This is a genomic window from Arthrobacter sp. 08Y14 (assembly GCF_002929455.1).
Lineage (GTDB): Bacteria > Actinomycetota > Actinomycetes > Actinomycetales > Micrococcaceae > Arthrobacter_B > Arthrobacter_B sunyaminii.
The window spans coordinates 171,503-194,148 of the sequence record NZ_PJIX01000004.1 but is presented as its reverse complement, the minus strand read 5'-3'; the positions used below and the strand labels follow the sequence as shown (position 1 = coordinate 194,148).

16 protein-coding genes and 1 tRNA gene are annotated in these 22,646 nt (G+C 64.1%); 10 read left to right on the top strand and 7 right to left on the bottom strand.

What is annotated here, in order from left to right; genetic code table 11:
- Nucleotides 1–62 precede the first annotated feature (62 nt).
- Together CXR03_RS16700 and CXR03_RS16695 are read right to left on the bottom strand one after the other, a co-directional pair.
- Nucleotides 63–1,289 carry an MFS transporter gene (locus CXR03_RS16700; protein ID WP_104104864.1) on the bottom strand — a complete coding sequence of 409 codons (1,227 nt, stop codon included), beginning with the start codon at nt 1,287–1,289 and terminating at the stop codon, nt 63–65.
- 43 nt (nt 1,290–1,332) lie between these two features.
- Nucleotides 1,333–3,345, bottom strand: a complete 2,013-nt coding sequence (locus CXR03_RS16695) for an FAD/NAD(P)-binding domain-containing protein (RefSeq protein WP_258073722.1) — start codon at nt 3,343–3,345, stop codon at nt 1,333–1,335.
- 144 nt (nt 3,346–3,489) lie between these two features.
- Between CXR03_RS16695 and CXR03_RS16690 the strand changes: the two genes are divergently transcribed.
- From CXR03_RS16690 to CXR03_RS16680, 3 genes are all read left to right on the top strand, one after another.
- Nucleotides 3,490–3,831, top strand: a complete 342-nt coding sequence (locus tag CXR03_RS16690; RefSeq protein ID WP_104104863.1) for a TfoX/Sxy family protein — start codon at nt 3,490–3,492, stop codon at nt 3,829–3,831.
- Between the two features lie 94 nt (nt 3,832–3,925).
- A complete protein-coding gene (locus CXR03_RS16685; RefSeq protein ID WP_104104862.1) occupies nt 3,926–6,061 on the top strand; it encodes a prolyl oligopeptidase family protein in 2,136 nt (711 codons plus the stop codon).
- Between the two features lie 103 nt (nt 6,062–6,164).
- Nucleotides 6,165–6,252 (top strand) — tRNA-Ser (locus CXR03_RS16680).
- Nucleotides 6,253–6,290: 38 nt separating this feature from the next.
- Here the strand turns inward: CXR03_RS16680 and CXR03_RS16675 are convergent.
- The 3 genes from CXR03_RS16675 to CXR03_RS16665 all read right to left on the bottom strand — a co-directional run bounded on the left by CXR03_RS16675 (nt 6,291) and on the right by CXR03_RS16665 (nt 11,235).
- A complete protein-coding gene (locus CXR03_RS16675) occupies nt 6,291–7,049 on the bottom strand; it encodes a fumarylacetoacetate hydrolase family protein (protein WP_104104861.1) in 759 nt (252 codons plus the stop codon).
- Nucleotides 7,027–9,984 carry an FAD-binding and (Fe-S)-binding domain-containing protein gene (locus CXR03_RS16670; protein WP_104104860.1) on the bottom strand — a complete coding sequence of 986 codons (2,958 nt, stop codon included), beginning with the start codon at nt 9,982–9,984 and terminating at the stop codon, nt 7,027–7,029. Before CXR03_RS16670 ends, CXR03_RS16675 begins: the two co-directional genes overlap by 23 nt.
- Before the next feature lie 69 nt (nt 9,985–10,053).
- Nucleotides 10,054–11,235 carry an alanine--glyoxylate aminotransferase family protein gene (locus CXR03_RS16665; RefSeq protein ID WP_104104859.1) on the bottom strand — a complete coding sequence of 394 codons (1,182 nt, stop codon included), beginning with the start codon at nt 11,233–11,235 and terminating at the stop codon, nt 10,054–10,056.
- A 320-nt stretch (nt 11,236–11,555) separates the two neighbouring features.
- On the opposite strand from CXR03_RS16665, the gene CXR03_RS16660 reads away from it, so the two are divergent.
- The 4 genes from CXR03_RS16660 (at nt 11,556) to CXR03_RS16645 (ending at nt 16,125) form a co-directional block, all read left to right on the top strand.
- Complete coding sequence (locus CXR03_RS16660) at nt 11,556–12,929, top strand: SLC13 family permease (RefSeq protein WP_104104858.1); 1,374 nt, start codon at nt 11,556–11,558, stop codon at nt 12,927–12,929.
- A 64-nt stretch (nt 12,930–12,993) separates the two neighbouring features.
- A complete protein-coding gene (locus CXR03_RS16655) occupies nt 12,994–13,842 on the top strand; it encodes an enoyl-CoA hydratase/isomerase family protein (RefSeq protein WP_181034663.1) in 849 nt (282 codons plus the stop codon).
- The gene (locus tag CXR03_RS16650) at nt 13,839–15,029 is read left to right on the top strand and encodes a CaiB/BaiF CoA-transferase family protein (RefSeq protein WP_104104856.1); all 1,191 of its coding nucleotides are present in this window, start codon (nt 13,839–13,841) and stop codon (nt 15,027–15,029) included. Before CXR03_RS16655 ends, CXR03_RS16650 begins: the two co-directional genes overlap by 4 nt.
- A gap of 67 nt (nt 15,030–15,096) precedes the next feature.
- Entirely contained in the window at nt 15,097–16,125 is a 1,029-nt protein-coding gene (locus CXR03_RS16645) for an aldo/keto reductase (RefSeq protein WP_104104855.1), read from the top strand.
- Between the two features lie 33 nt (nt 16,126–16,158).
- Here CXR03_RS16645 and CXR03_RS16640 read toward each other — a convergent pair whose 3' ends face one another.
- Nucleotides 16,159–16,869 carry a hypothetical protein gene (locus tag CXR03_RS16640; protein WP_104104854.1) on the bottom strand — a complete coding sequence of 237 codons (711 nt, stop codon included), beginning with the start codon at nt 16,867–16,869 and terminating at the stop codon, nt 16,159–16,161.
- A gap of 87 nt (nt 16,870–16,956) precedes the next feature.
- Here CXR03_RS16640 and CXR03_RS16635 point away from each other — a divergent pair, with 87 nt between their 5' ends.
- Together CXR03_RS16635 and CXR03_RS18805 are read left to right on the top strand one after the other, a co-directional pair.
- A complete protein-coding gene (locus CXR03_RS16635) occupies nt 16,957–17,781 on the top strand; it encodes a crotonase/enoyl-CoA hydratase family protein (RefSeq protein ID WP_104104910.1) in 825 nt (274 codons plus the stop codon).
- A 111-nt stretch (nt 17,782–17,892) separates the two neighbouring features.
- Complete coding sequence (locus CXR03_RS18805) at nt 17,893–18,927, top strand: FadR/GntR family transcriptional regulator (RefSeq protein ID WP_104104853.1); 1,035 nt, start codon at nt 17,893–17,895, stop codon at nt 18,925–18,927.
- On the opposite strand, the gene CXR03_RS16625 is transcribed toward CXR03_RS18805, so the two are convergent.
- On the bottom strand, nt 18,872–21,109 hold the full coding sequence (locus CXR03_RS16625; protein WP_104104852.1) for a RecQ family ATP-dependent DNA helicase: 2,238 nt from the start codon (nt 21,107–21,109) through the stop codon (nt 18,872–18,874). The genes CXR03_RS18805 and CXR03_RS16625 overlap by 56 nt on opposite strands.
- A 128-nt stretch (nt 21,110–21,237) precedes the next feature.
- On the opposite strand from CXR03_RS16625, the gene CXR03_RS16620 reads away from it, so the two are divergent.
- Nucleotides 21,238–22,644 carry a phosphomannomutase/phosphoglucomutase gene (locus CXR03_RS16620; protein ID WP_104104851.1) on the top strand — a complete coding sequence of 469 codons (1,407 nt, stop codon included), beginning with the start codon at nt 21,238–21,240 and terminating at the stop codon, nt 22,642–22,644.
- Nucleotides 22,645–22,646: the final 2 nt, after the last annotated feature.

Here is a 22,646-nt window from a genome sequence, read left to right as displayed (position 1 = left end):
ATGCGCAAAGATCCCGCGGGAAGCGGCACCGCCGGGACACTGGATCGGAGCCCCGGTCAGGATCAGCCCGGAATAACCGGTGATTCCTCGGCCGGGACATCAGCAACACCCAGTTTCCGGATTGCCCACGGGCCCAGCACTGCACCGCTGAGAATCAAGGCCCCGGAAACCAGGCAGGCTACCTGCCAGGAACTGAACTCGTAGAGCGCCCCTGCGGCAAGGGCGCCGGCGGCCGCACTGAGCAGTCCCACGGCGGTGTAGATGCCCATGGCAGTGCCGACACTGTTCGGTGCTGCCTCGGCAACCACGGCCTGTTCAACCGGCATCAGCACGGCAAACGCGACACCGCTCAGGATCCACAGGACCGAGACCAGCACCGGGCTGCCGACCCATGCCAGCGACATGGCAAAGACCGCGCTGAAAACGGACGCCGCCATGACCGCCCGCCGCCGCCCGATCCGCAGGACGGCTTTATGCAGCACGGGAGGAAGGACCATCATGGCAATGGCTCCGGGAAGAAAGACATAAGCGGCTTCAATGACACCCAGTCCGAATCCCCGCTGCAGGTGCAGCAACAGCAGGACGGAAACGGCCGCTTCTGCCACAGTGGTAGTGGCTGAAGCAATCAGCATGGGCCGCACCCGCCGGGCGACGGCCCGGGACCCGGTGCTTACTCCCCCGGCCGTTCCCGTGCCGTCCGGAATCCGGGCAAGCCGGACAGGGCTGGTAAACAGCGCCACCGCACCAACCATGCAGGCCGCACCGCATCCTGCGAGCACCGGAGCGAAGAGGTCCGTCTGTCCCAGCAGCGTCAGCCCGGCAACAAAGGCGATCCATGAACCTGTGGACTGCACGGACATAAACCGGGCAAAGACTCCGGAGTCTACCGCCAACCTTTCGCTCACGATGGCACGCAGGGACACCCACAGGACGGCTCCGCCGGCACCACCCACAACGGCGGCGGCAAACGCCGTCGGCAGGGAATCTGCAAGGGCGTAGCCGCAGCAGGACACCCCGTAAATGACTGCACCGATCCCGGCAAGAGTCCGCCGTTCCCTGCTGTCGGCCAAGCGTCCCGCCAGGGGCCGGACCAGAACCGAGACGAGCAGTTCCGCCGCGATCAGCAACCCCACCTGCGAGGCACTCGCCCCCAGGGCAATTCCCGCCCACAGCGGGATAAGGAAATCGATCAGCTCAGCAGGACCGTAGGTGAGCCCGGCTGCCAGCAGCGCAGCCCGTTCCCGGCGAAGTGCCTTTCCTGAGTCCCCCGGCATCGTTTTCGCAGACATCGCCTGAGCATAGGCAAGCCCGCGCGCGCAGGCAAGGAACGGGTCAGCTCGAACTACCGGCGTTCGCCCGCTCGTACTTGCTTGCCCCGCCGGTTTGTCCGCGGCCGGCCGCTGAGCTCAGGAGGGCCGAGGCAATATCGTCCGCATCCCGCAGTGTTCGGGCGCCTGCGCCGGCCGGGGAACCCGCTTCAGCCGCGATTGCGGTACCCCACTGCACCGATGAAAGCTGGAGCCCCAGTACATACAGGTTCTCCTGCGGCTCACCGCTGATCCCCACCGGCCGGTACGGCGGCAGGGTGACATCCAGGCCGGGGGTGATCACAGCCGTTCCGTCCGCCGCCATCATGACCTTGGGCCGCACCAGTCCGTCGCGCAGCATCCCGCCGAGCAGCGGGGAGATGTTCCGGTCCACACGGTTGGGCGGCATCATCGCTTCCACCAGCGTCCGGGCGGCGTATTCCGTGCCGGACCAGGGCGAGGAACCGGTGAACACACCGCGCGCTTCGTCGATGTCAAAGCGCGGGTCCGGACCCACGAAGTGCACGACGCCGGCCCGCACCAGAGCGGCCAGCTGTTCGATCCGCTCGGGTGGAGGTCCGCTCGCGAGCCCTTCCACCAGCGGCTCAAACCAGCCGCGCAGTTCGGAAAGCCAGGAGGCGTCGGCAAGTCCGCCGTCGGCCACTATGGATTTCAGCAGCGTGCGTCCGGCGTTCAGGGCGCCAATCGCCATTTTCAGGGGATCGTCCTCCCCTGCTGCGGAACCGGCGGCGTCGTCCTCCAAATAGGCCAGGACGGCGTTGTCCAGATCATGCGCGCCGCGGTAGGGGCGTCTGCCCAGCGGCTGGGCCAAAGCTTCCAGGTTGGTGCGCCGGTCCGCCGGCACGAAGCGGTCCAGAACTTTTTCTTTGACCGAATCCCATTCGGGGCCGGGAAGGTCGAGGGCCGCGCGGAGCTCTTCGAGGAACAGCTCTGCGGGTTCGAGCAGCTCGTCCGCCGCCACCCGGGCAAGTGTGGAGTAGTAGGCCCAAACGGCGTCGCGGTGCAGCAGCGGCCAGAGATCATGGTCGAAGCCGGGCAGGATTCCCTGCTGCCTGAAGGCTGCTGCGGCTTCTTCAGTGAAGTAGCGCAGGCGAACGCTGCGCGGCACGTAAGAGTCCAGCCGCGCCTTAGCCCGGTACGGGGTTCCCCGCCGCGAGGCTGCCACCAGGACCGGTTCACGACCGCTGGGCTCATAGCGAAGCGCCCGGCCCGCAGGCAGTCCGCTGGGCAGGAAGCGTCCGCCGCGGCCGGTGGTCACCTGAATCATGATGTCGAAGAAGTTCAGTCCGAGTCCGCGGACAAGTACGGGCTCGCCGGCGGGAAACACACTGAAATCCACGTCGGAAGGAACTGCGGGCGGCAGGTAGCGCAGCTTGTGGCGGTCCGCGGCATCACGCAGCCGATCCTGATCCGCGCTCAGGGCTGCCGGAAGGTGGCCGAGGGCGAGCACGACGGCGTCTGCGTCCAGCTTGTCTTCGCCTGCCACTTCAAGCACCCAGCCCGCACCGGTTTCCGGCCTCGTGAGGCTGAGGACTTCGGAGCGGACGTGGTCCAGTTCCACGCCGGCTGCGAGCGCCGCTTCCTGCAACCGGGCGAAGGTCCATTCGAGGTACCGGCCGTACACTGCGCGGCTGGGAAAAGCACCGGGTGTCAGCTGTGCCAGTTCGTCCCGGTCGGCAGCAGGCAGCTCCGTGCCGGCGCCCGGATCCGTCATCAGTATCCGCCACTGGTCGAAGGACAGGCCCGACGGCGATGCCGCCAGCTCATCGGCGGTGGCGCCGGCCGGAACCACGGTGGGAAAGAGGCAGGGCGTGTTCATCAGGAACAGCCGGGACTGGCCGGTGCGCCAGACATGGCCCGGACCGGGATTGAACGGATCGATGACCCGGATTTTCAGGGCAGGCCGGCTCGGTTCCGGCAGCGCCAAATACCGGGCCAGCGTACGTTCCACAACAGAGATCCCCCGCGGGCCCGCTCCGATCACGGCCAGTTGGAAGCTCTGCGTGGTATTGATCATGCTTCAAGAGTATCTAACCGGTAGGTTCACCTTTTCGGCGGGGCGGACAAATGGCTGTCCGCCCCCTTGATCTGAGGCGGCCATCGCCTATCGTAATCAAGACACCACTGGTCCGGCTCATCTCTCCTAGGGAAGCGCAGCGTCATGGTTCCTTCCGAAACTGCACTCGATTTGTTGCGCGATGTAGCCGCCGCCCTGCAGCCGGATGGCCCGATAACGGTTGGGACCATGTTCCGCAGTCCGGGCCTGCGCTTCGACGGAACAATTGTTGCTTTCCTTGGGCACGATGACACCCTCATCGTGAAGCTTCCCCGTGACCGGGCCGCAAGCCTCGTCTCAACCGGCGCAGCCACGCCGGTCACCATGGGCAAACGCACCATGCGGGAGTGGGTTGTGATTCCGGCCGAAGCCACCCTTGATGCGACCCGGGCCAGCTGGACCGGCTTCGCCCGCGAAGCGCTGGTCCATGTCCGGGGCGCCCGTTAGAGGTTGCGGGCACGCCTCAGGTGAAGCGCTCAGGGAGAACCTCCGACCCGAAGGCTAGCCGCGTGCCTGTGGCATCCGCCCCTAGGATGGGCACATGACTTCCTCGACTCCTGACCTGCCCGGTCCCTTCGCTGATGATGAGTTTCTGTGGCTGGAGGACATCTACGGCGACAAGCAACTGGACTGGGTGCGCTCGGAGAACAAGGTCACCGAGGACCTGCTCTCCGAAACGGGCTTCGAGGACACCGAGAAGCGTCTGCTGGAAGTCCTGGACTCCACCGACCGGATACCGATGGCAACCAAGCGGGGCGGGCATTACTACAACTTCTGGCGCGACGCCGAGCATCCCAAGGGTTTGTGGCGCCGCACCACGTGGGAAAACTACTGCACCGACAATCCTGAGTGGGAAATCCTGCTGGACGTGGACGAGCTCAGCCTCGCCGAGAACATGGAGTGGGTCTGGGGCGGTTCGGCGTTCCTGCGCCCCACTGACGGCGGCCCGTACCGCCGGGCGCTGGTGGCTCTCTCCCCCGACGGCGGTGACGCCGCCCGCTACCGGGAGTTCGACGTCGTCGACCGCGCCTTTGTTCCCGGGGGCTTTGACATTCCTGCGGCGAAAAACCGCATCAGCTGGGCCGGGCCGGACGAGCTCTACGTCGGCACCGACTTTGGCCCCGGGTCCATGACCAGCTCCTCCTATCCGCGGACCAGCCGGATTCTGCGGCGCGGGATGGAGCTCGCCGATGCCGTTCCCTATTTCGAGGTGCCTGAAGACCACATGATGGCGGTGGTGGCGCACGACCAGACGCCCGGTTTTGAGCGGGACCTGGCGGTGGACATCGTGGACTTTTACAACAGCTCCACCTTCCTGCGCCGCGATGACCAGTGGGTCCGTCTGGACGTGCCGCTGGACGTGAACGTGGACGTGCACCGGCAGTGGCTGGTGCTGCGTCCCCGCACGGACTGGCAGCTGGGCGAAACAGTCCACGCTGCCGGGTCCCTGCTGGCGGCCGATCTCGACGCCTTCCTGGCGGGCAGCCGGGATCTTCTCACGCTGTTCACTCCGGACCCGGCCACGTCGCTGCAGTCCTGGAGCTGGACCCGGGACTACCTGCTGCTGAACCTGCTGCATGATGTTTCTTCGCAGATCTCGGTGTTGGATCCGGCCAACGGCTGGACGGCGTCGGCCCTGGACGCCTGCCCGCCGCTGCACAGTGTTGATGCCTATGCCGTGGATGACGAGGACGAGGAAGCCGGCAATGACTACTGGCTGATCAGCACCGGTTTCCTCACCCCGTCCACGCTCTCACGCGGAACCCTCGGCCAGGCTGAAGGCGGCGGGGCAGCGGTGGTGAAGGAATCGCCGTCGTTCTTTGACGCCTCCTCCTGCACCGTTGAACAGCACTTTGCCGTCTCCGCTGACGGAACCCGGGTGCCCTACTTTCAGGTGGGGCCCAAGGACCTGGTGCTCGACGGCGGCAATCCCACGCTGCTCAACGGTTACGGCGGCTTCGAACAGGCTCTCACCCCCGCCTATAGCGCAATGGTGGGCCGCGGCTGGCTGGAACGCAGCTTCACCGATGAATCAGGGATAAAGCGTGCGGGCGTGTACGTGCTGGCGAACATCCGCGGCGGCGGCGAATACGGCCCCGAATGGCACCGCGCGGCGCTGCAGGAACACCGGCACCGGGCCTACGAGGATTTCGCGGCGGTGGCGCAGGACCTGATCGACCGCGGCGTGAGCTCCCGGGCACGCCTGGGCTGCACCGGACGCAGCAACGGCGGGCTCCTGGTCGGCAACATGCTCACCACGTATCCGCACCTCTTCGGGGCTGTTTCCTGCGGGGTACCGCTGCTGGATATGCGCCGCTACACCAAGCTGTCCGCCGGGTACTCCTGGATTGCCGAGTACGGCGATCCGGATGATCCGAAGCAGTGGGAGTTTGTTAAGACTTTTTCGCCCTATCACCTGCTCAAGGACGACGCCGATTATCCGCCCACGCTGATCTGGACGGCCACCAGCGATGACCGGGTAGGCCCGGTGCAGGCGCGGAAAATGGCAGCCCGCATGAAGGCGATGGGTGTGGAGCAGGTCTGGTTCCACGAGGCGCTGGAAGGCGGCCACGCCGGTGCATCCGACAACCGCCAGGCGGCGCGCATGCACGCCATGTCCTATGAGTTCCTGTGGGAAGCCCTGACGGACCGCCTGCACCGGGACGGCACGGCCTAACCAACCGGCGGCGCGGGGCTCTGCGGGCCGGGACGTTTTGCTCTTACCGGCCCCTTATGGGTAGTCTTGTCAGGCTGGCAGCGGAAGCTACCAGAGGGTATTTGGAGACGTGCCAGAGCGGCCGAATGGGCTTCACTGCTAATGAAGTGTGGGCCTAAAGCCCACCGGGAGTTCAAATCTCCCCGTCTCCGCGCTAAAACCCCCGGGAAACCGGGGGTTTTTTTGTTTTCTAGGTCCGCCAGGCCACCGAATTGGTCAGCACGCCTATTCCGGCAACTTCAACCTCCACGGTGTCTCCGGGCTTCATCTGTCCCACTCCGGCGGGGCTTGCCGTCAACAAGACGTCCCCGGGCTGCAGGGTAATCCACCGGGTAATCCATTCGAGGAGTTCGCCCACGCCAAACACCATGTCGGAGGTTTGGCAGTCCTGAACGGTTTCAGAGTTGAGGCGTGTCTGCAGCCGCAGTGACTCGCCGGAGATCCCGGTTTCGATCCAGGGACCCATGGGACAGAAAGTGTCGAGGCTCTTGGCACGGGTCCACTGCCCGTCTGCCCGCCAGTTGCTGGCGGTGACATCATTGGCGCAGGTATACCCGAGGACATAGTCCCGGTAGTCGGCCGCCCGCACGTTCCGGGCCGTGCGGCCCAGGACGACGGCGAGTTCGCCTTCATATTCCAGCCGGTCCAGCTCCCTGGGATGCAATATGGCGTCCCCGGGACCGGCAAGCGTGTTGATCCCCTTCAGGAAGATGGGCGGCTCATCCGGCACCGGCTTACCGAGTTCGGCCAGCTGGCTGCGGTAGTTTCCCCCGGCGCAGATGATGATGCCGGGGGTGCACGGGTTCAGTAACTGAATGTCCGCTTCCGCCGCTCTTCTTCGCCCGGCAGAAGGATTTTCCCACCCGCCAACCAGCTCGTACACCGATCCGTCCGCGAGGACTCCGGACTGCGGCTGTCCGTTCCCTTCAACGTACCGAATGATCCGCACTGCGGCCCTCCCCGGTGCTGCTCGACAATGCCTCCTGAAGAAGCTCCAGCGGGTGCCAGGCTGAGCGCTGGGTGCCGTGAAAAATCTGCTCGCGGCAGGACGTTCCGGTTGCCGCAACCACCGTGTCCTCTCCCGCTTCCCTAATTGCCGGGAACAGCCGGTCCTCGCCGACCTTGAGGGATACAGCATAGTGTTCGGACTCGTAGCCGAAGGAACCGGCCATGCCGCAGCAACCTGCGTCCAAATCCGTCACTGTAACTCCGGGAATGCGCCGCAGCATGGCCATGGTGGCGGCTGTGCCCACTTCCGCTTTTTGGTGGCAGTGCCCCTGGTAGAGGATGGTCCGCCCGGCGAGCCAGGAGTCTTCGGCCAGTACCAGGCGCCCGTCATCGATGGCTTCGGTCAGCAGCTCCTCGATCTGCCTCACCCTCTTGGCCACCGCCTGGACGTTGGCATCCTGCGGCAGCATCGTGACGTGCTCATCCCTGAGCGTGAAGAGGCATGAAGGCTCGCATCCGACGATTGGGGATTCCTGAGACCCGGGGCTGTTCAGGTCCCTTGCCATCGCGGCCGCTTTGGCCTTGGCTTCGTCGACGAGCCCCTTGGACAGCGCCGACCTGCCGCAGCAACCCGTGCTGGCCAATTCCACGTTCCAGCCGGTAGCCTGCAGCAGCCTGACCGCTGCCTGCCCAATGTGCGGTTCCGAATAGGTCGTGAAGGAGTCCGCCAGGAAGCTGATCGTGCCCTGGCTGCCGGGCTCGGCAAGCCGTCCGGTTCGCCGGTACCAGCGGATGAGGTTCATGAACCGGTAGTGCGGCAGCGGCCGGGCGGCGGCTATCCCCACGGTGCGTTCCATGACTGCGCGCAGCAGCGGAATACGTCCGGGAAGGTTGGAAACAGGCGCAAACGCCGAGCCGAGCTTGTTCAGGGTGCGGATGGCTCCAAAGATCCGCGTCCGCAGCGGAACCCCGTGGAGCTCATGGTAATGGGAGAGGGTTTCGCTTTTGAGCTTGGCCATGTCCACGCCCAGCGGGCATTCAGCTTTGCAGGCCTTGCACATCAGGCACAGGTCCAGGACCTCGTGCAGCCGCTCGTCGCCAAGGGCTGCCTTGGGATCCGGCTCCGAGAGTGCCTTGACGAGGGCATTGGCCCGGCCCCTGGTGGAATGCTCTTCTTCCTTGGTTGCAATATATGAGGGACACATGGCCCCGGTGGTGCTCTTGCGGCACAGACCGATGTTCATGCAGCGGTCGGCGGCGCCCCGCATGCCTCCAACCACTTCGAAGTCCAAACGGGTCCGGAAACCGACGGCAGCCGGCAACATCGCATCGCGCAGATTGTCCGTCATGCTTGGGGCGTCAACAATCTTCCCGGGGTTCATGATGTTCCCTGGATCAAAGACCCGCTTCACTTCCCGCATAGCCTCGTAGAGCCGGTCGCCGAAAATTTCCCGGTTGAATTCACTGCGGGCAAGGCCGTCGCCGTGCTCGCTGGAGTTCACTCCGCCAAACTCTTTCACGAGGTTCTTGACCTCGACGGCAACTGCCCTCATGCGCAGGACTTCGTCGGGTTTGGCAAGATCGACAAAGGGCCGGATGTGCAGGCATCCCACAGAGCAGTGACCGTAGAATCCGGCCCTCATCTGATGCTGGTCCAGGATTTGGGCGAACCTCGCGGTGTACTCCGCCAAGCGCTCGGGCGGCACGGCGGTGTCCTCGACGAAGGCCAGCGGACGGTTGGACCCTTCGCTGGCGGCCATCAGCAGGCCGAGACTCGACTTGCGCACCTTGAGCAGATCAGCCTGTTCCGCCGCAGTGACAAGTTTCAGCGTTGCATAACCCCGGCCGTTCCTTTCCCACAGCGAAATCAGCGCTTCCAGCCGTCCGGTTATCTCTTCCTTGTCGTCTCCGGTGAAAGAAACGAAAAGAAGCGCGGCAGGGTCCCCCTTCAGCGTTCGGCCCAGGTTCGAGTACTCGATCTTTTGGCGGGACAGATCAAGAATCGTCTTGTCCATCAGTTCCACCTGCGCGGGTTCGCAGCTCAGCGAGTCGGCGGTGGCTTCGATGGCTTCCTGTGTGGTGGCGAAGTGCCCCACCGCATAGACGGTGTGGCGGGGCTTGGGCACCAGATCCACTTCTACCTGCGTTGCAATGACGAGGGTTCCTTCCGAGCCCACAACAAATTTGGCCAGGTTGAAATCGTCCAGGGACAGGCGGTCGAGCCGGTATCCGCTGGCCCGGCGCCAGAAAGGCGGGAAGCCGGAGGCAATGGCCTCGGCATTCTCTTCCAGGATCTCGGGCAGCCGGCGGTAGATTTCGCCTTCCCTTGTCTGCGCTGCTGCCCGACGGATCCGCTCTTCTCCGTCAACGGGTTCCAGCCTGGCAGTGGTCCCGTCCGCGAGCACCACGTCCATGCTTCGAATGTGGTCAATCGTCATGCCGTAGCGCAGCGAGCCGGAACCGGCTGAGTTGTTGCCAAGCATCCCGCCAATGGTTGCCCGGTTGCTGGTTGAAGTATCCGGCCCGAACATCAGCCCGTACGGCGCAGCGGCACGGTTCAAATCATCTTGGACCACCCCCACTTCCACCCGGGCCGTCCGGGCAACAGGATCAATACTGAGGATCCGGTTCATATGGCGTGAATGGTCCACAATGATGCCGGCTCCCACCGTCTGCCCCGCCAGGCTTGTTCCCGCCCCCCGTGCAGTCACCTGGATGCCGTAGGCCGCGGCAATCCTGACGGTTTCGGCAACATCGCGCCCGTCCACCGGATAAACAACGGCCACCGGGCGCATGGTGTACATGCTGGCGTCCCGCGAAAACATGTGCCGGCTGTAATCGTCGAAGGCCACCTCTCCGGTCAGCGCCTGCGTGAGTTCTTCGGCGAACCCGGCGGGCAGCGCCGCGTCCACAGCCGAAATTTCAGTGGTGGTCATACTGACATGCCTCGCTTCCGCGGCTTCGTTGCCGCCTGTACCGGTGTCCCGGACCTTGCGCTGTCTTTATTAACCCTGTTCCAGGACAGCCATGGCTGCTTCCAATCCGTCCTGCTTGATGGGTATTCCGCTGAGGTTCAGGCCCATCTGCACTCCTCCCAGCGTGCCGATCAGTGTCAGGTCCTCGAAGGCGCCAAGATGCCCGATCCGGAATACCTTGCCGCTCAGCTTGGACAGTCCCGCTCCGAGGGACATATCAAAGCGGTCCAGGATAGTGGCACGGAGATCATCGGCATTGAAGCCGTCCGGGACCAGGACCGCGGTCAGAGATCCGGAGTATTCGCGCGGGTCCTGGCACAGCACTTCCAGCCCCCAGGCTTCCACCGCGGCCCGCGTTGCCCGGGCATGCCGCTGATGCCGGGTAAACACATTCTCCAGACCCTCGTCATCAAGCATGCGCAGCGCAACTTTGAGCCCGTAGAGGAGATTCGTGGAGGGCGTGTACGGCCAAAACCCGTTTTCGTTTGCCGCAAGGATGGGCAGCCAGTCCCAGAAGGACTTGGGCAATCCTGCCGTTTCCCTGGCTCTGAGTGCCTTGGCACTGACCGCATTGAAGCTCAGCCCCGGGGGAAGCATCAACCCTTTTTGCGACCCGGAGATGGTGACGTCCACACCCCACTCATCGTGCCGATAGTCGATCGCCCCCAGGGAGGAAATGGTGTCCACCAGCAGCAAAGCCGGATGCGATGCTGCGTCCATTGCCGCCCGCACCTCGGCAATCCGGCTGGTCACGCCGGTGGAGGTTTCGTTGTGCACACAGCAGACGGCCTGGATCTCATGTTCCCGGTCCGCGGACAGTCTTTCTTCAACAACCGCGGGATCTATGCCGTGCCGCCAGTCCCCGGGAACCAGTTCAACAACCAGGCCCAGCTCCTCCGCCATTTTCTTCCACAGTGCCGAAAAATGGCCGGTCTCGAAACACAGGACGCGGTCTCCCGGGCTGAGGGTATTGACGAGTGCTGCTTCCCAGGCTCCTGTCCCCGAGGCCGGATAAATAACGACCGGCTGCGTTGTTCCGAACACCGGGCCGATGGCCGAGAGAATATGCCGCCCGAGCTCCTGAAAGTCCGGGCCGCGGTGATCGATGGTGGGCGCTGCAATGGCCCTCAACACTTCATCGGGACAGTTTGTTGGTCCGGGAATCTGCAAATAGTGGCGGCCGCTTGTGGCCCTGGGTCGAGAAGTTTCCATGCTGCCGTCCTCCAAGATGGCGCTTCACTGCGCCCTCGGCCAAGCTTCTGAATGGAATTTTTTTATCGCATGGGTGAACGTTAGCAGTGGGGTCCAACCCCGTCCAGCATCGTCTTTAACCCTGATTCCGATGCGTTGGCGCGCCGCAGAATGGACCAGGCAGCCTATTTGCGGGTCCTTGACGCGACGCTGTCCGCCTCTCCATACTCTCCCCCAACGGCGTGTTCCTTCCGGACATCAAAGATCGCGGCTCCCAGGGCTGTGCGACCTGTCGCGGCATACGGATCATGGCGACCCTCAACGACGTGGGAGAAGTGTAAATGTCTATTGAACTTCTATCGATCCTGGTACTAGCCGCACTATTTCTGATCGCAACCGTTCGCCCCGTTCATATGGGTGCGCTGGCGCTGGTCGCAGCTTTCATTATGGGAACCATGGTTATTGGCGAAGACGTGGATACAGTCCTGTTGGGATTTCCCGCAGACCTCTTCGTCATCCTCGTAGGCGTCACCTATCTCTTTGCGTTGGCGAAGGCAAACGGAACCATTGACTGGGTTGTCGTGAAATCCGTGAGGATGGTCGGCGGCAGAATTGCGCTCATTCCATGGGTGATGTTTGCCATTACTGCCGTCATCACTTCGGTGGGCGCAGTTGTCCCGGCCGCAGTGGCAATTATTGCGCCGGTCGCCATGGGATTTGCCGTCCGTTATAAAATCCGTCCCGTCCTGATGGGCCTGATGGTCATCAACGGGGCCAGCGCCGGCGGGTTCTCCCCCATCAGCGTGTTCGGCAGCATCGTCAACGGCGTGGTGGTGAGAAGCGATCTGCCCGGCAGCCCCGGCCTGCTCTTCCTGTCCTCGCTGCTATTCAACATCGGCCTGGGTATCGTCGTCTTCTTCATGTTTGGCGGACGCAGCTTCATAGGCCAGCGCGATATCGGCGACGGTGTCATCCGAAGCACGAGCCGGCGCACCTCGCCTGACGACGGAGCCGAACCCCAGAGTGGCGGAAGCGGATCCAGGACCAGCAGGGCTGCCAATACCACCGTTCAAACCATGACGCCGTCCACCGGCGAGCCCATTCCGACGGAGAGCAGCCTGGACCGGCACAAGGTCTTTACACTGGTGGGAATCCTCGTGCTCGCCGTAGCGGTACTGGGGTTCGGATTCGACGTCGGCTTCACGGCCGTCTCCATCGCCGTCATCCTGTCCCTGTTGTCGCCTGAGAGCAATAAAGGCGCAGTCAGTGCCATCGCCTGGCCCACCGTCCTGCTTCTGTGCGGCATCGTCACCTATGTGTCCCTCATGGAGCGCATCGGGACGATTGACTGGCTCGGAAATGGTGTGGCAAACATTGGCGCACCATTGTTTGCAGCCATTTTGATCTGTTTTATCGGAGCCATCGTCTCCGCCTTTGCCTCCACCACAGGCATTCTGGGGGCTCTCATTCCATTGGCCGTTCCCTTCCTCATGACGGGTGAAGTAGGCGCCATTGGAATGATTATTGCGCTGTCAATATCCTCCTCGGTTGTTGATTCGAGTCCATTTTCCACCTCCGGCGCCCTGGTGGTGGCCAACTCCCCCGAAGACCAGCGGGATAAAGTGTTCCGCCAGCTCATGGTCTGGGGTTTTTCCATGGTGTTGATTGCCCCCGTGGCAACGTGGCTGATCTTCATTGTCCCCGGATGGAGTTAATACTTTTCCCGGATCTGCATCCGCCAGCACACTTCCCGTTTTGGATTCAAAGTCAGGACATCCCTTGATCGAAAAATTTGTATCCTCGTTCGACAACTTTGACGACCGGTTGCCGGATGTTCTGTGTTCGGTGGAGAACGGTGTAGCGGTAGTCGCGATTGCCAACACCTCCGCCCGCAACGCGCTTTCGCTGAAGATGTGGAAGGACCTGGAAGCCGTTTTCAGGGGCCTTTCCTCCGATGCCTCGGTGCGGGTCATTGTGCTGCGGGGCGCGGGGACGGAAGCGTTTGCGGCCGGCGCTGACATCAGCGAGTTCCCCGAACTCCGTTTCACTGCATCCTCAGCCGCCGTCTACAACGCCCAGCTGTCCCGAACGCTGCGGCGGGTGGCCGAGATTGAGATCCCCACCATCGCGATGCTGCAAGGCTTCACGGTGGGCGGAGGATGTGAGTTGGCTGCCGCATGTGATTTGCGGATAGCAGCCGATGGCCTTTCCATCGGCATTCCGGTGGGCCGCCTGGGCGTCATCCTGGGGCTGACGGAATCGCGGTTGCTGGTCCGCCATATCGGTGTCAATGGCCTGAAACGGCTGCTGTTCAGCGGCGAACTCGTGGATGCAGAGCAGGCGCTGGGGATGGGGCTGGTGGATGAAGTTGTGCCGGCTGCGGAACTGAACGCCAGGGTTTCCACGCTGGCTGCCGCGGTCAGGGCATCGTCTGCCACCGTAATGACTGCCGCAAAGGTCATCACCGATCTGGCCGGCACGCTCAACGATGCCGCCGCCGACCGTGTGCAGGAACTTTCCCTGCGCGCCTACGACGGAGCGGACCTGCGGGAGGGAGTCTCGGCTTTCCTGGAAAAACGCAGGCCGGTGTTCGCCGGCGGGGTCGCGGAAGGGGAACCCACCCGATGAGGCCGCTGGAGGGCGTCGTCGTGCTTGATTTGTCCCGCTACATCGCCGGTCCAACGGCCAGCATGATGCTAGCGGACCAGGGTGCTGACGTGATCAAGGTTGAACCCCTGCCCGGCGGCGACCCGTCGCGGCAGTCCGGGCCGTTCATGGATGGTGGTGAGAGCGTGTATTTCATGTCGGCAAACCGCAACAAGCGTTCCCTCGCCGTGGATCTTCGATCGGCCGAGGGCTTGTCTGCCGTCCAGCGGATCGCTGCCGGGTGCGATGTTCTGATCGAGAACTTCAAACCCGGAACGGTGTCCCGCATGGGCTTGTCCTACGGCGACCTGGCACCGCGGAATCCCGGGCTGGTTCATTGTTCCATTAGCGGCTTCGGCAGCGGCACTGCCGGTTCGACCATGGCAGGATTCGATCAGAATGCCCAGGGCATGAGCGGCTTCATGAGCGTGACGGGAACGGCGGAGACCGGACCACTGCGCGCGGGTATCCCTGTTGCCGATTCGAGCACCGGCCTGGTCGCCGGCTTTGCGATACTTGCCAAGCTCTTCGAGAAGGCACATACCGGCGTCGGCGGCCAGGTGTCCACATCCCTGATGCAGACCATGACGTTCATGATGACCTACCAGGCACAGAAATACCTGAGCCTGGGCATTGTGCCAACCATGGAGGGCAACGATCACCCGCTGATCTTCCCCCAGGGCACGTTTCGGACCAGGGACGGGCACGTCACCATTGCCTCCGGGAACCAGCAAATGTGGGAAAAACTCGCGGCTGTGCTGGGGCTGGATGATCTTCTGCGGGATGCAAGGTTCAGTACAAACGAGGTGCGGCTGGACAACCGGGTTCAGCTGCGCAAACTCATGGAAGAACAGCTCGCCGGGAAGAACTCTGCGGACTGGATCAGCATCATCAACCGCGCGGGAATCCCCTGCGGACCCGTCTTGGCCATGGACGGTGTCTTCAACCATCCCCTCGCCCGGGAACTGGAGCTGACCGGCTCGGTGCACCACTCCACGTTGGGTGACATGTTGGTACTGGACCGTCCTGCCGACACCGGCGACGCGCCGTGGCTGCACTCCGCTCCGCCGGTCCTGGGCGAGCACAGCCATGCGGTGCTCGCCGACCACGGTTTTTCGGAGGCAGAAATCGCCGAGTACACGCGGCGCGGCATCATTGCGCAGGGATAGGGGAAGACAAGCACAGCCCTACCACGCATATGCTGTCAGTCCGACGGAATCGAGCAAAGGACCCTCCATGGAAATGCGTCTCCTTGGCCGCAGCGGCACAGTTGTTAGCGCCTACGCCCTCGGCACCATGACGTTCGGCAACGAATCGGATCAGCACGTCTCCCACGCGCTCTTGAATACCTACGTCGAAGCCGGCGGCAACTTCATCGATACCGCGGATGTTTACACCGACGGGGCCTCGGAGGAAATTATTGGCCACTGGCTGCAGGCCCGTCCGGAAGCGGCGAGGAACCTGGTGCTGGCCACCAAGGGCAGGTTCCCCATGGGCTCCGGTCCGAATGATCTGGGTACTTCGCGCAGGCATCTGCGCCAGGCACTGGACGCGTCGCTGAAACGGCTGGGCGTGGACCACATTGACCTGTACCAGCTGCACTCATGGGATCCCCTCACCCCTTTGGAAGAGACCCTTGGCTTCCTTCAGGACGCCGTCACTGCCGGAAAGATCAGCTACTACGGTCTCTCCAACTTCACCGGCTGGCAGCTGACCAAAGCCGTGTACACCGCCCGGATGCACGGCTGGAATGAGCCGGTGACCGTGCAGCCGCAGTACAACCTGCTGGAACGCGAAATTGAGTCCGAAGTAGTGCCGGCAGCGCTCGACGCCGGACTGGGCCTGCTGCCCTGGTCACCCCTTGCGGGCGGATGGCTCACGGGCAAGTACCGCAGGGAATCAGTTCCGGCGGGCAAAACACGGGTGGGAGACAATCCCGCCCGGCAGTTCCAAGGCTGGGATTTGCGCAGCAACAACGAACACACCTGGCAGATCATTGACGCCTTGAGGGCCATCGCTGATGCGCATCACGCCAGCTCTGCCCAAGTAGCCCTGGCATGGCTTGCAGCCCAGCCCGGTGTCTCCTCGGTGATCCTCGGCGCCCGCACGGTGGAGCAGCTCACTGACAATCTGGGTGCTGCTAACCTCGCGCTCACTGCAGCCGAGGAAAAACAGCTTGCCGATCTGAGCCGGCCGGCCGTTGGCAACTATCCCTACGGGGCGGACGGCCGCAACCAACGTTCCCGGCAGCTGCACCCGGCGTAACCGGCGGTTTGGCAAAGATACCCCGGAGGCCGGCTAAAAGTCCTCCGGGCGAAGATTCTTGACCCACTTGCTGATTTCGTCTTCTTCAGGTGTGGTGGCTGGTTTGGCTGCCGGACCCTGGCGGGACTTGTCCGTGGAAGCGGCCGGTCCCTCCGGGGCCGTACCCAACGGATTCGTGTCCTCCGGGGCCGCATTCTGATCTTTTGCCGTCCGGCCGGAGACCGATGAACCCGCGGCGTCCCCGGTTTTCGGAGAGACCGGCGCGTTGTCTGCAGCACCGGCGGGAGCGTCCGAGGCAGGACGCTGCGGCTGCTGGGGCACAAAGGGCTGCGGATGCATTGCGAGGTTCTCCACCGCGGCGCCTGCCGCGCGAACGCCGACGCCGGTGAACTTCGCGTAGAGCTGCACGGCTTTAATGGGATGCCCCTGGGCAATCGCTGCATACACCTGCTGGTGCGCAGTCGCGTCCAGGCGCGCATTGGCCTCCCGTGCAGCTTCAACGGACGTCCGCGGCGTCCCCGGAGCAGCCTTGGCCGGCCGCTTAGAGGTGGTCCTGCCCCCGGCCTTTGCTGCTGACGCGCCGTTCCCCGTCGCCCGCTGCGGCTTGGCTCCCGATGATTGCCGGCTTTCTCCACCCGCCCCAGATTCGCTGTCGGCCTGCTTCTTCCGCCGCTGGGCGCGGCTGATCACGAAGTTGACCGCAACAATGGCTACGACAAAAAGAACAATCACCAGGAACTCCATATACCGATCCTAGCTTTGCCCGCGGTGCAGGCACCTTCCTCCCGGTATATTGACGTGCAGCCCTGCCCGCTGATCATTGGAGATGCCATGAGCCTGACCACTTCCCTGCGTTCGCTGAGCGTGAGCATTGCTGACGGAGTAGCCGAAGTAGAGCTCATCGGTCCGTCCAAGGGAAACGCGATGGGCCCTGATTTTTGGCGGGAACTCCCCGAAGTCTTTGATGCCTTGAGCGCTGACGAGAGCGTGCGCTCCGTGTTGCTGTACGGCTCCGGCGGAAACTTCAGCTACGGGCTGGATCTGCCGGCCATGGCTCCGGTCTTTGCTCCCCTGCTCTCCGCCGACGGGATGGACGCTCGCCGGCGGGAAGGCTTCCGGCGCAGCATCAGGGACCTGCAGGAGTCGGTTAATTCCCTGGCCCGCTGCGCGAAGCCTGTCATCTCAGCCGTGGACGGCTGGTGCATCGGCGGTGCGATTGATGTCATTTCCGCCACCGACATCCGTATTGCGTCCCCGGCCGCCAAGTTCAGCGTCCGGGAGGTGAAGGTTGCCATTGTTGCGGACCTTGGATCCCTCCAGCGGCTTCCGGGCATCATCGGCGAAGGACCGACCCGCCACCTCGCCCTCACCGGTGAAGATTTCGACGCCGGCCGCGCCCACCGTCTGGGCCTGGTCACGGAACTGGCGGACGACGTCGTCGGCCGCGGACGTGAACTGGCCGCCCTGGTTGCCGCGAATCCTCCGCTGGTGGTGCAGGGCGTGAAGCAGGTGATGAACCACGGCCGTGAAGCGTCCGTCCAGTCCGGGCTCGACTACGTTCAGGTATGGAATTCGGCGTTCCTGGCCAGCCGCGACTTCAATGAAGCGGCAACTGCCTTCGCTGAACGCCGTCCGGCCGTTTTCACCGGCAACTGAGGTTTCCCGCCCTGCCCTCCGCCGAGGGTACAAGCAGGCGGCGCCGTCAAGGTCCGGTTCGCTCATCTCCGACGGGCAGGCTGCCGCGCAGCAGCCCCTTAAGATAGTCGAGTGGCTGTTACCGATGAAGCGATTACCAAGATCAAGGAGATGCTCATCAGTGGGCAGCTCAAGGCTGGTGACCGGCTTCCGCCGGAGAACGAGCTGAGCGATCAGCTCGGCCTGTCACGCAGTTCGCTTCGTGAAGCCGTAAAGGCGCTGGAATTGATCCGTGTGCTGGATGTGCGGCGCGGGGACGGCACATACGTGACGAGTTTGGAACCCGGACTCCTGACGGAAACCATGGGCTTCATGGTGGAAATCCATCAGGAGAGTTCTGCCGCTGAGCTGCTGGAGGTGAGGCGCATCCTTGAACCCGGAGCTGCCGCCCACGCTGCCGGACGTATCGATTCCCGTTCCGTGGCGGCACTGCACAAGTGTCTGGAGTCCGTTCCGCCGGAGGCGTCAGCCGCCGATCTGGCGTCCCACGACTTCACCTTCCACTCCCTCATTGCACGTGCCTCCGGCAATCCCTATCTGGCCGGGCTGCTGGACTCGCTGACCGGCAGCGCTTTGCGGCTGCGGACCTGGCAGCGGATTACCGAGGCCGGAGCGGCAGAGGCTGTCCTAGGGGAACATGCGGCCATCCTCGAAGCCCTGACCGTGGGCGATGCCGAGCTCGCCCGCTCCCTCATGACCGTCCATGTCTCATCCGCCGAGCGCTGGCTCCGCCGCCCTGCGGCAGAACCACCCCGCCCTGTTGCCTCTTCCGGTCCGGCTACGCCGTCCAGTTCCGTTACCCCTGCCCTTCCCAGGCGGGCCATGGCTCCGACTCCGGCGCCGGAGCCCGCGGCACCGCCCATGGCCGAAGCACCGCCCGCGGCCAAAGGGCCGAAGGAGACCCTTAAGAAAGCACCGGGGAGGGCGCCGAAGAAAACGGCTACCCTCCAGGTTCCTCCTGCACCCCGGCTTCCTGCAGCGCGGCAGGCGCGGACTCCGGCACCGCAAATCGCCCGCATCGCACCCGATCCTGCCGTGTACGAGTTGTTCGCTATGCCTTCAACGCCAGGACAAAAGGCAGCACGGAAGCCGCGCCGGCCTGCCTGAGCACCCGACCGGCTTCGGTCAGCGTCCATCGGCTGTCAGCGAAGTCATCCACCAGCAAAACCGGACCGGGGTTGGCCGCAAACCAGGCTGCTCCCTCTTCAGGAACCGCAAACTGATCCCAGACGGACGCCAGGCGAAAGGCGCTGTTTCCGCCGGACCCTCCTGTGGGGCCGCCATGCGGCAGCTGCAGGGCACCCAGGTACGGGATCCGTCCCAGGCTTGAGATGCCGTGTGCCAGGGATCCGACCAGTTGCGGCCGGGAGCGGGACGGAATGCTGACCACGGCTACCGGCCGCTGTTCCCAGCCCCACTGCGCCAGCACCTGCACGCAGCCCTTCAAAAGGGCATCATCCACGGTGGTGTCCGCTGTTTCCGGGCCGAAAATCTCCCGCAGCCGACCGCCCCAGCCAAGATCGGTCAGGCGGGCCAACGCCCGGCCGGTGGACAGTGCCAGATCGGGCTTGATCTTTCCCTTCACCGGGACGCCCAGCCGGTCCATGCCCGAGGGATACATACCGCGCGGATCCACGTCCACGCCCACCCGGCTCAGTGCCTGCCCCGCACTGTCGGTGGCTTCCGCCGCCACCTCTGAGGAGAACCAGCGTCCGGCGCAGTTGTCACACCGGCCGCACGGAGCGGCTGCGGGATCATCGAGCTGGACGGACAGAAACTCCATGCGGCAGCCGGCGGTGCTTTCATAGTCCAGCATCGCCTGCTGTTCCCGGACGCGGGCTGCGGAAATCCGCTCATACCGCTCCCGGTCATAGCTCCACGGTTCCCCGGTGCCCCGCCAGCCGCCGGAGACACGTTCCACCGCTCCGTCCACCGCCAGGACCTTCAGCAGCAGTTCCAGCGGCGAGCGCTTCAGGTTCACCCGTGTTTCCAGCGCTCCGGTGGACATCACGGCCCCGGATGCGAGCTCCGCCAGCACCGCATTGGCCGGGCCTTCCGCCGGCATGGATGAAGTGGCGAAGTACTCCCAGATGTCTTTGTCCTCGGCACCCGGAAGCAGCAGCACGTCGGCGCTCGGAGTGCCGCGGCCGGCACGTCCCACCTGCTGGTAATAGGCCACCGGCGAGGACGGAGCGCCGAGGTGAACCACAAACCCCAGGTCCGGCTTATCGAATCCCATGCCCAGGGCACTCGTGGCCACCAGTGCCTTGACCTCGTTGTTCTTCAGCGCGGCCTCGGCCTGCTCCCGGTCCGCCGGATCGGTGCGTCCGGTGTAAGCCAGGACGGGATGCCCGGCTTTTTGCAGCAGCCGGGCGGTGTCCTCCGCCGCGGAGACCGTGAGCGCATAGATAATGCCGGACCCGGGCAGCTCGTCGAGGTGGGTCAGGAGCCACCCCAGCCGCGCCTTGGCAGTGGGCAGCCGCAGCACCCCCAGACGGAGGGACTGCCGGGCCAGTGCACCGCGGATAGTGAAAACGTCTTCACCGCCGGAGGCCAGCTGTTCCTCGATGTCCTTCACAACCCGGGAGTTGGCGGTGGCGGTGGTGGCCAGCACCGGAACCGAGGCGGGCAGCTGCTCGATCAGGCTGCGGATGCGCCGATAGTCCGGACGGAAGTCATGGCCCCAGTCAGAGATGCAGTGCGCTTCATCGATCACCAGCAGCCCGGAGCGGCGAATCAGTTCCTGCAGATGGGTTTCGCGGAACCCAGGGTTGTTCAGGCGTTCGGGCGAAACAAGGAGGACGTCTACTTCATCGCCCTGAAGTTTGGCGGAAATCTCCCGCCACTCCAGCTGGTTGGCCGAGTTGATCGCCACAGCACGCACTCCGGCCCGGGCAGCGGCAGCAACCTGGTCCCGCATCAGCGCCAGCAGCGGCGAGACGATCAGTGTGGGACCGGCACCGCGGGCACGCAGCAGCAGGCTCGCAACGAAGTAGACGGCCGACTTCCCCCAGCCGGTGCGCTGAACCACGAGGGCGCGGCGGCCGCCGGAAACCAGCGCTTCGATGGCTTCATACTGTCCCTCATGGAAGTCAGCTGAGTCATTTCCCACCAGGGCGCGGAGCAAGCCCACGGCTTCAGCCCGCAGACCGGCGCTTGCCTCCGGGGACCCTGCGCCGGCCGTATCACCCTGTGCATCAGGCGCAACGCCATAACCGGAGTTCGAGTCCTGATGTGCGGTTTCCTGCTGTGCGGTTTCCTGATGGGTGGTGCCTTGCCGGATATCCATACCTTCCACTATCCCAGTTGGCGCTGACTGTTTCCTCCAGCCCGGAGAACCCCTGTGGACAGGAACGGTTATGGACAGAGGCACCTCCAAGAAACCGCACCTGCGGGTCGGGCCTATAGACTGTCCGGGTGACTAGTGCATTCGATCTTTCCGCGTCCTTTAAGGCCTACGACGTCCGCGGCGTCGTAGGCGAGACCATCACCCCGCAGATCGTCAAAGCCGTAGGTGCCGCATTTGTGGACGTGCTTGATCTTGCCGGTCAGACCGTTCTGGTGGGCGGGGATATGCGCCCCTCCTCTCCTGAGTTCATCAAGGACTTCGCTGCCGGCGCCACCATGCGCGGCGCCCACGTCCTCCTGCTGGACCTCATCTCCACCGATGAGCTCTACTACGCCTGCGGCGCCCTCAACGCGGCCGGTGCCACGTTCACCGCCAGCCACAACCCGGCGCAGTACAACGGCATCAAGATGGCCAAGGCCGGAGCTGTTCCCATCTCCTCCGAGACGGGCCTCTACGAGATCCAGGCCAAGGCTGAGCAGTATCTGAACGGGGGCAGCATCCCCGCCGTCGCAAAGCCGGGCCAAATCAGTGTCCGCGACATCCTGCGCGATTATTCCGAATATCTGCGCTCCCTGGTGGATCTGACCGCCATCCGGCCCCTGAAAGTGGTCGTGGATGCCGGGAACGGCATGGCCGGCCTCACCACACCGGCCGTTCTGGGTGACACACTGCTGGCCGGGCTTCCGCTGGAAATCGTGGACCTCTATTTCGAGCTGGACGGTTCCTTCCCGAATCATCCGGCCAACCCGCTGGAGCCGGCGAACCTGGTGGACCTGCAGGCTGCCGTCGTTGAGCATGGCGCGGACCTGGGTCTGGCCTTCGACGGCGACGCCGACCGCTGCTTCGTGATCGACGAGAAGGGCGACCCGGTCAGCCCCTCGGCCATCACCGCGCTGGTGGCCCGCCGCGAAATCGCACGCGCCAAGGCCGCCGGAGAAACGACGCCGGTCATCATCCACAACCTCATCACCTCCCGCGCCGTTCCCGAACTGGTGGAGGCCGACGGCGGCCGCGCCGTCCGCACGCGCGTGGGCCACTCCTTCATCAAGGCTTTGATGGCCGAGGAAGGCGCCGTCTTTGGCGGTGAGCACTCCGCCCACTACTACTTCCGCGACTTCTACAACGCCGACACCGGCATGCTCGCGGCCATGCATGTGCTTGCAGCACTGGGTGAGCAGACGCTGCCGCTCTCTGACCTGGCCCGTGAGTACGAGCCCTACTTTGCCTCCGGCGAGATCAATTCCGAGCTCTCCGACGTTCCCGCGGCCGTGGCCCGCGTCCGGGCAGAATTTGACCGCGACGGCGTCACCGTGGATACGCTCGATGGATTGACTTTCACCGCCGATGACGGACAGTGGTGGTTTAACCTCCGCGCGTCGAACACCGAACCCTTCCTCCGGCTGAACGCCGAGGCCGAAGACCTTCCCACCATGGTGCGGGTCCGCGACCGCGTACTTGAACTAGTTAGGAACTAAAA

Coding starts and splice junctions, on each gene's coding strand:
- CXR03_RS16700 (WP_104104864.1), bottom strand. CDS start 1,289: ATGTCTGCGAAAACGATGCCGGGGGACTCAGGAAAGGCACTTCGCCGG.
- CXR03_RS16695 (WP_258073722.1), bottom strand. CDS start 3,345: ATGATCAATACCACGCAGAGCTTCCAACTGGCCGTGATCGGAGCGGGC.
- CXR03_RS16690 (WP_104104863.1), top strand. CDS start 3,490: ATGGTTCCTTCCGAAACTGCACTCGATTTGTTGCGCGATGTAGCCGCC.
- CXR03_RS16685 (WP_104104862.1), top strand. CDS start 3,926: ATGACTTCCTCGACTCCTGACCTGCCCGGTCCCTTCGCTGATGATGAG.
- CXR03_RS16670 (WP_104104860.1), bottom strand. CDS start 9,984: ATGACCACCACTGAAATTTCGGCTGTGGACGCGGCGCTGCCCGCCGGG.
- CXR03_RS16665 (WP_104104859.1), bottom strand. CDS start 11,235: ATGGAAACTTCTCGACCCAGGGCCACAAGCGGCCGCCACTATTTGCAG.
- CXR03_RS16660 (WP_104104858.1), top strand. CDS start 11,556: ATGTCTATTGAACTTCTATCGATCCTGGTACTAGCCGCACTATTTCTG.
- CXR03_RS16650 (WP_104104856.1), top strand. CDS start 13,839: ATGAGGCCGCTGGAGGGCGTCGTCGTGCTTGATTTGTCCCGCTACATC.
- CXR03_RS16645 (WP_104104855.1), top strand. CDS start 15,097: ATGGAAATGCGTCTCCTTGGCCGCAGCGGCACAGTTGTTAGCGCCTAC.
- CXR03_RS16640 (WP_104104854.1), bottom strand. CDS start 16,869: ATGGAGTTCCTGGTGATTGTTCTTTTTGTCGTAGCCATTGTTGCGGTC.
- CXR03_RS16635 (WP_104104910.1), top strand. CDS start 16,957: ATGAGCCTGACCACTTCCCTGCGTTCGCTGAGCGTGAGCATTGCTGAC.
- CXR03_RS16625 (WP_104104852.1), bottom strand. CDS start 21,109: ATGGATATCCGGCAAGGCACCACCCATCAGGAAACCGCACAGCAGGAA.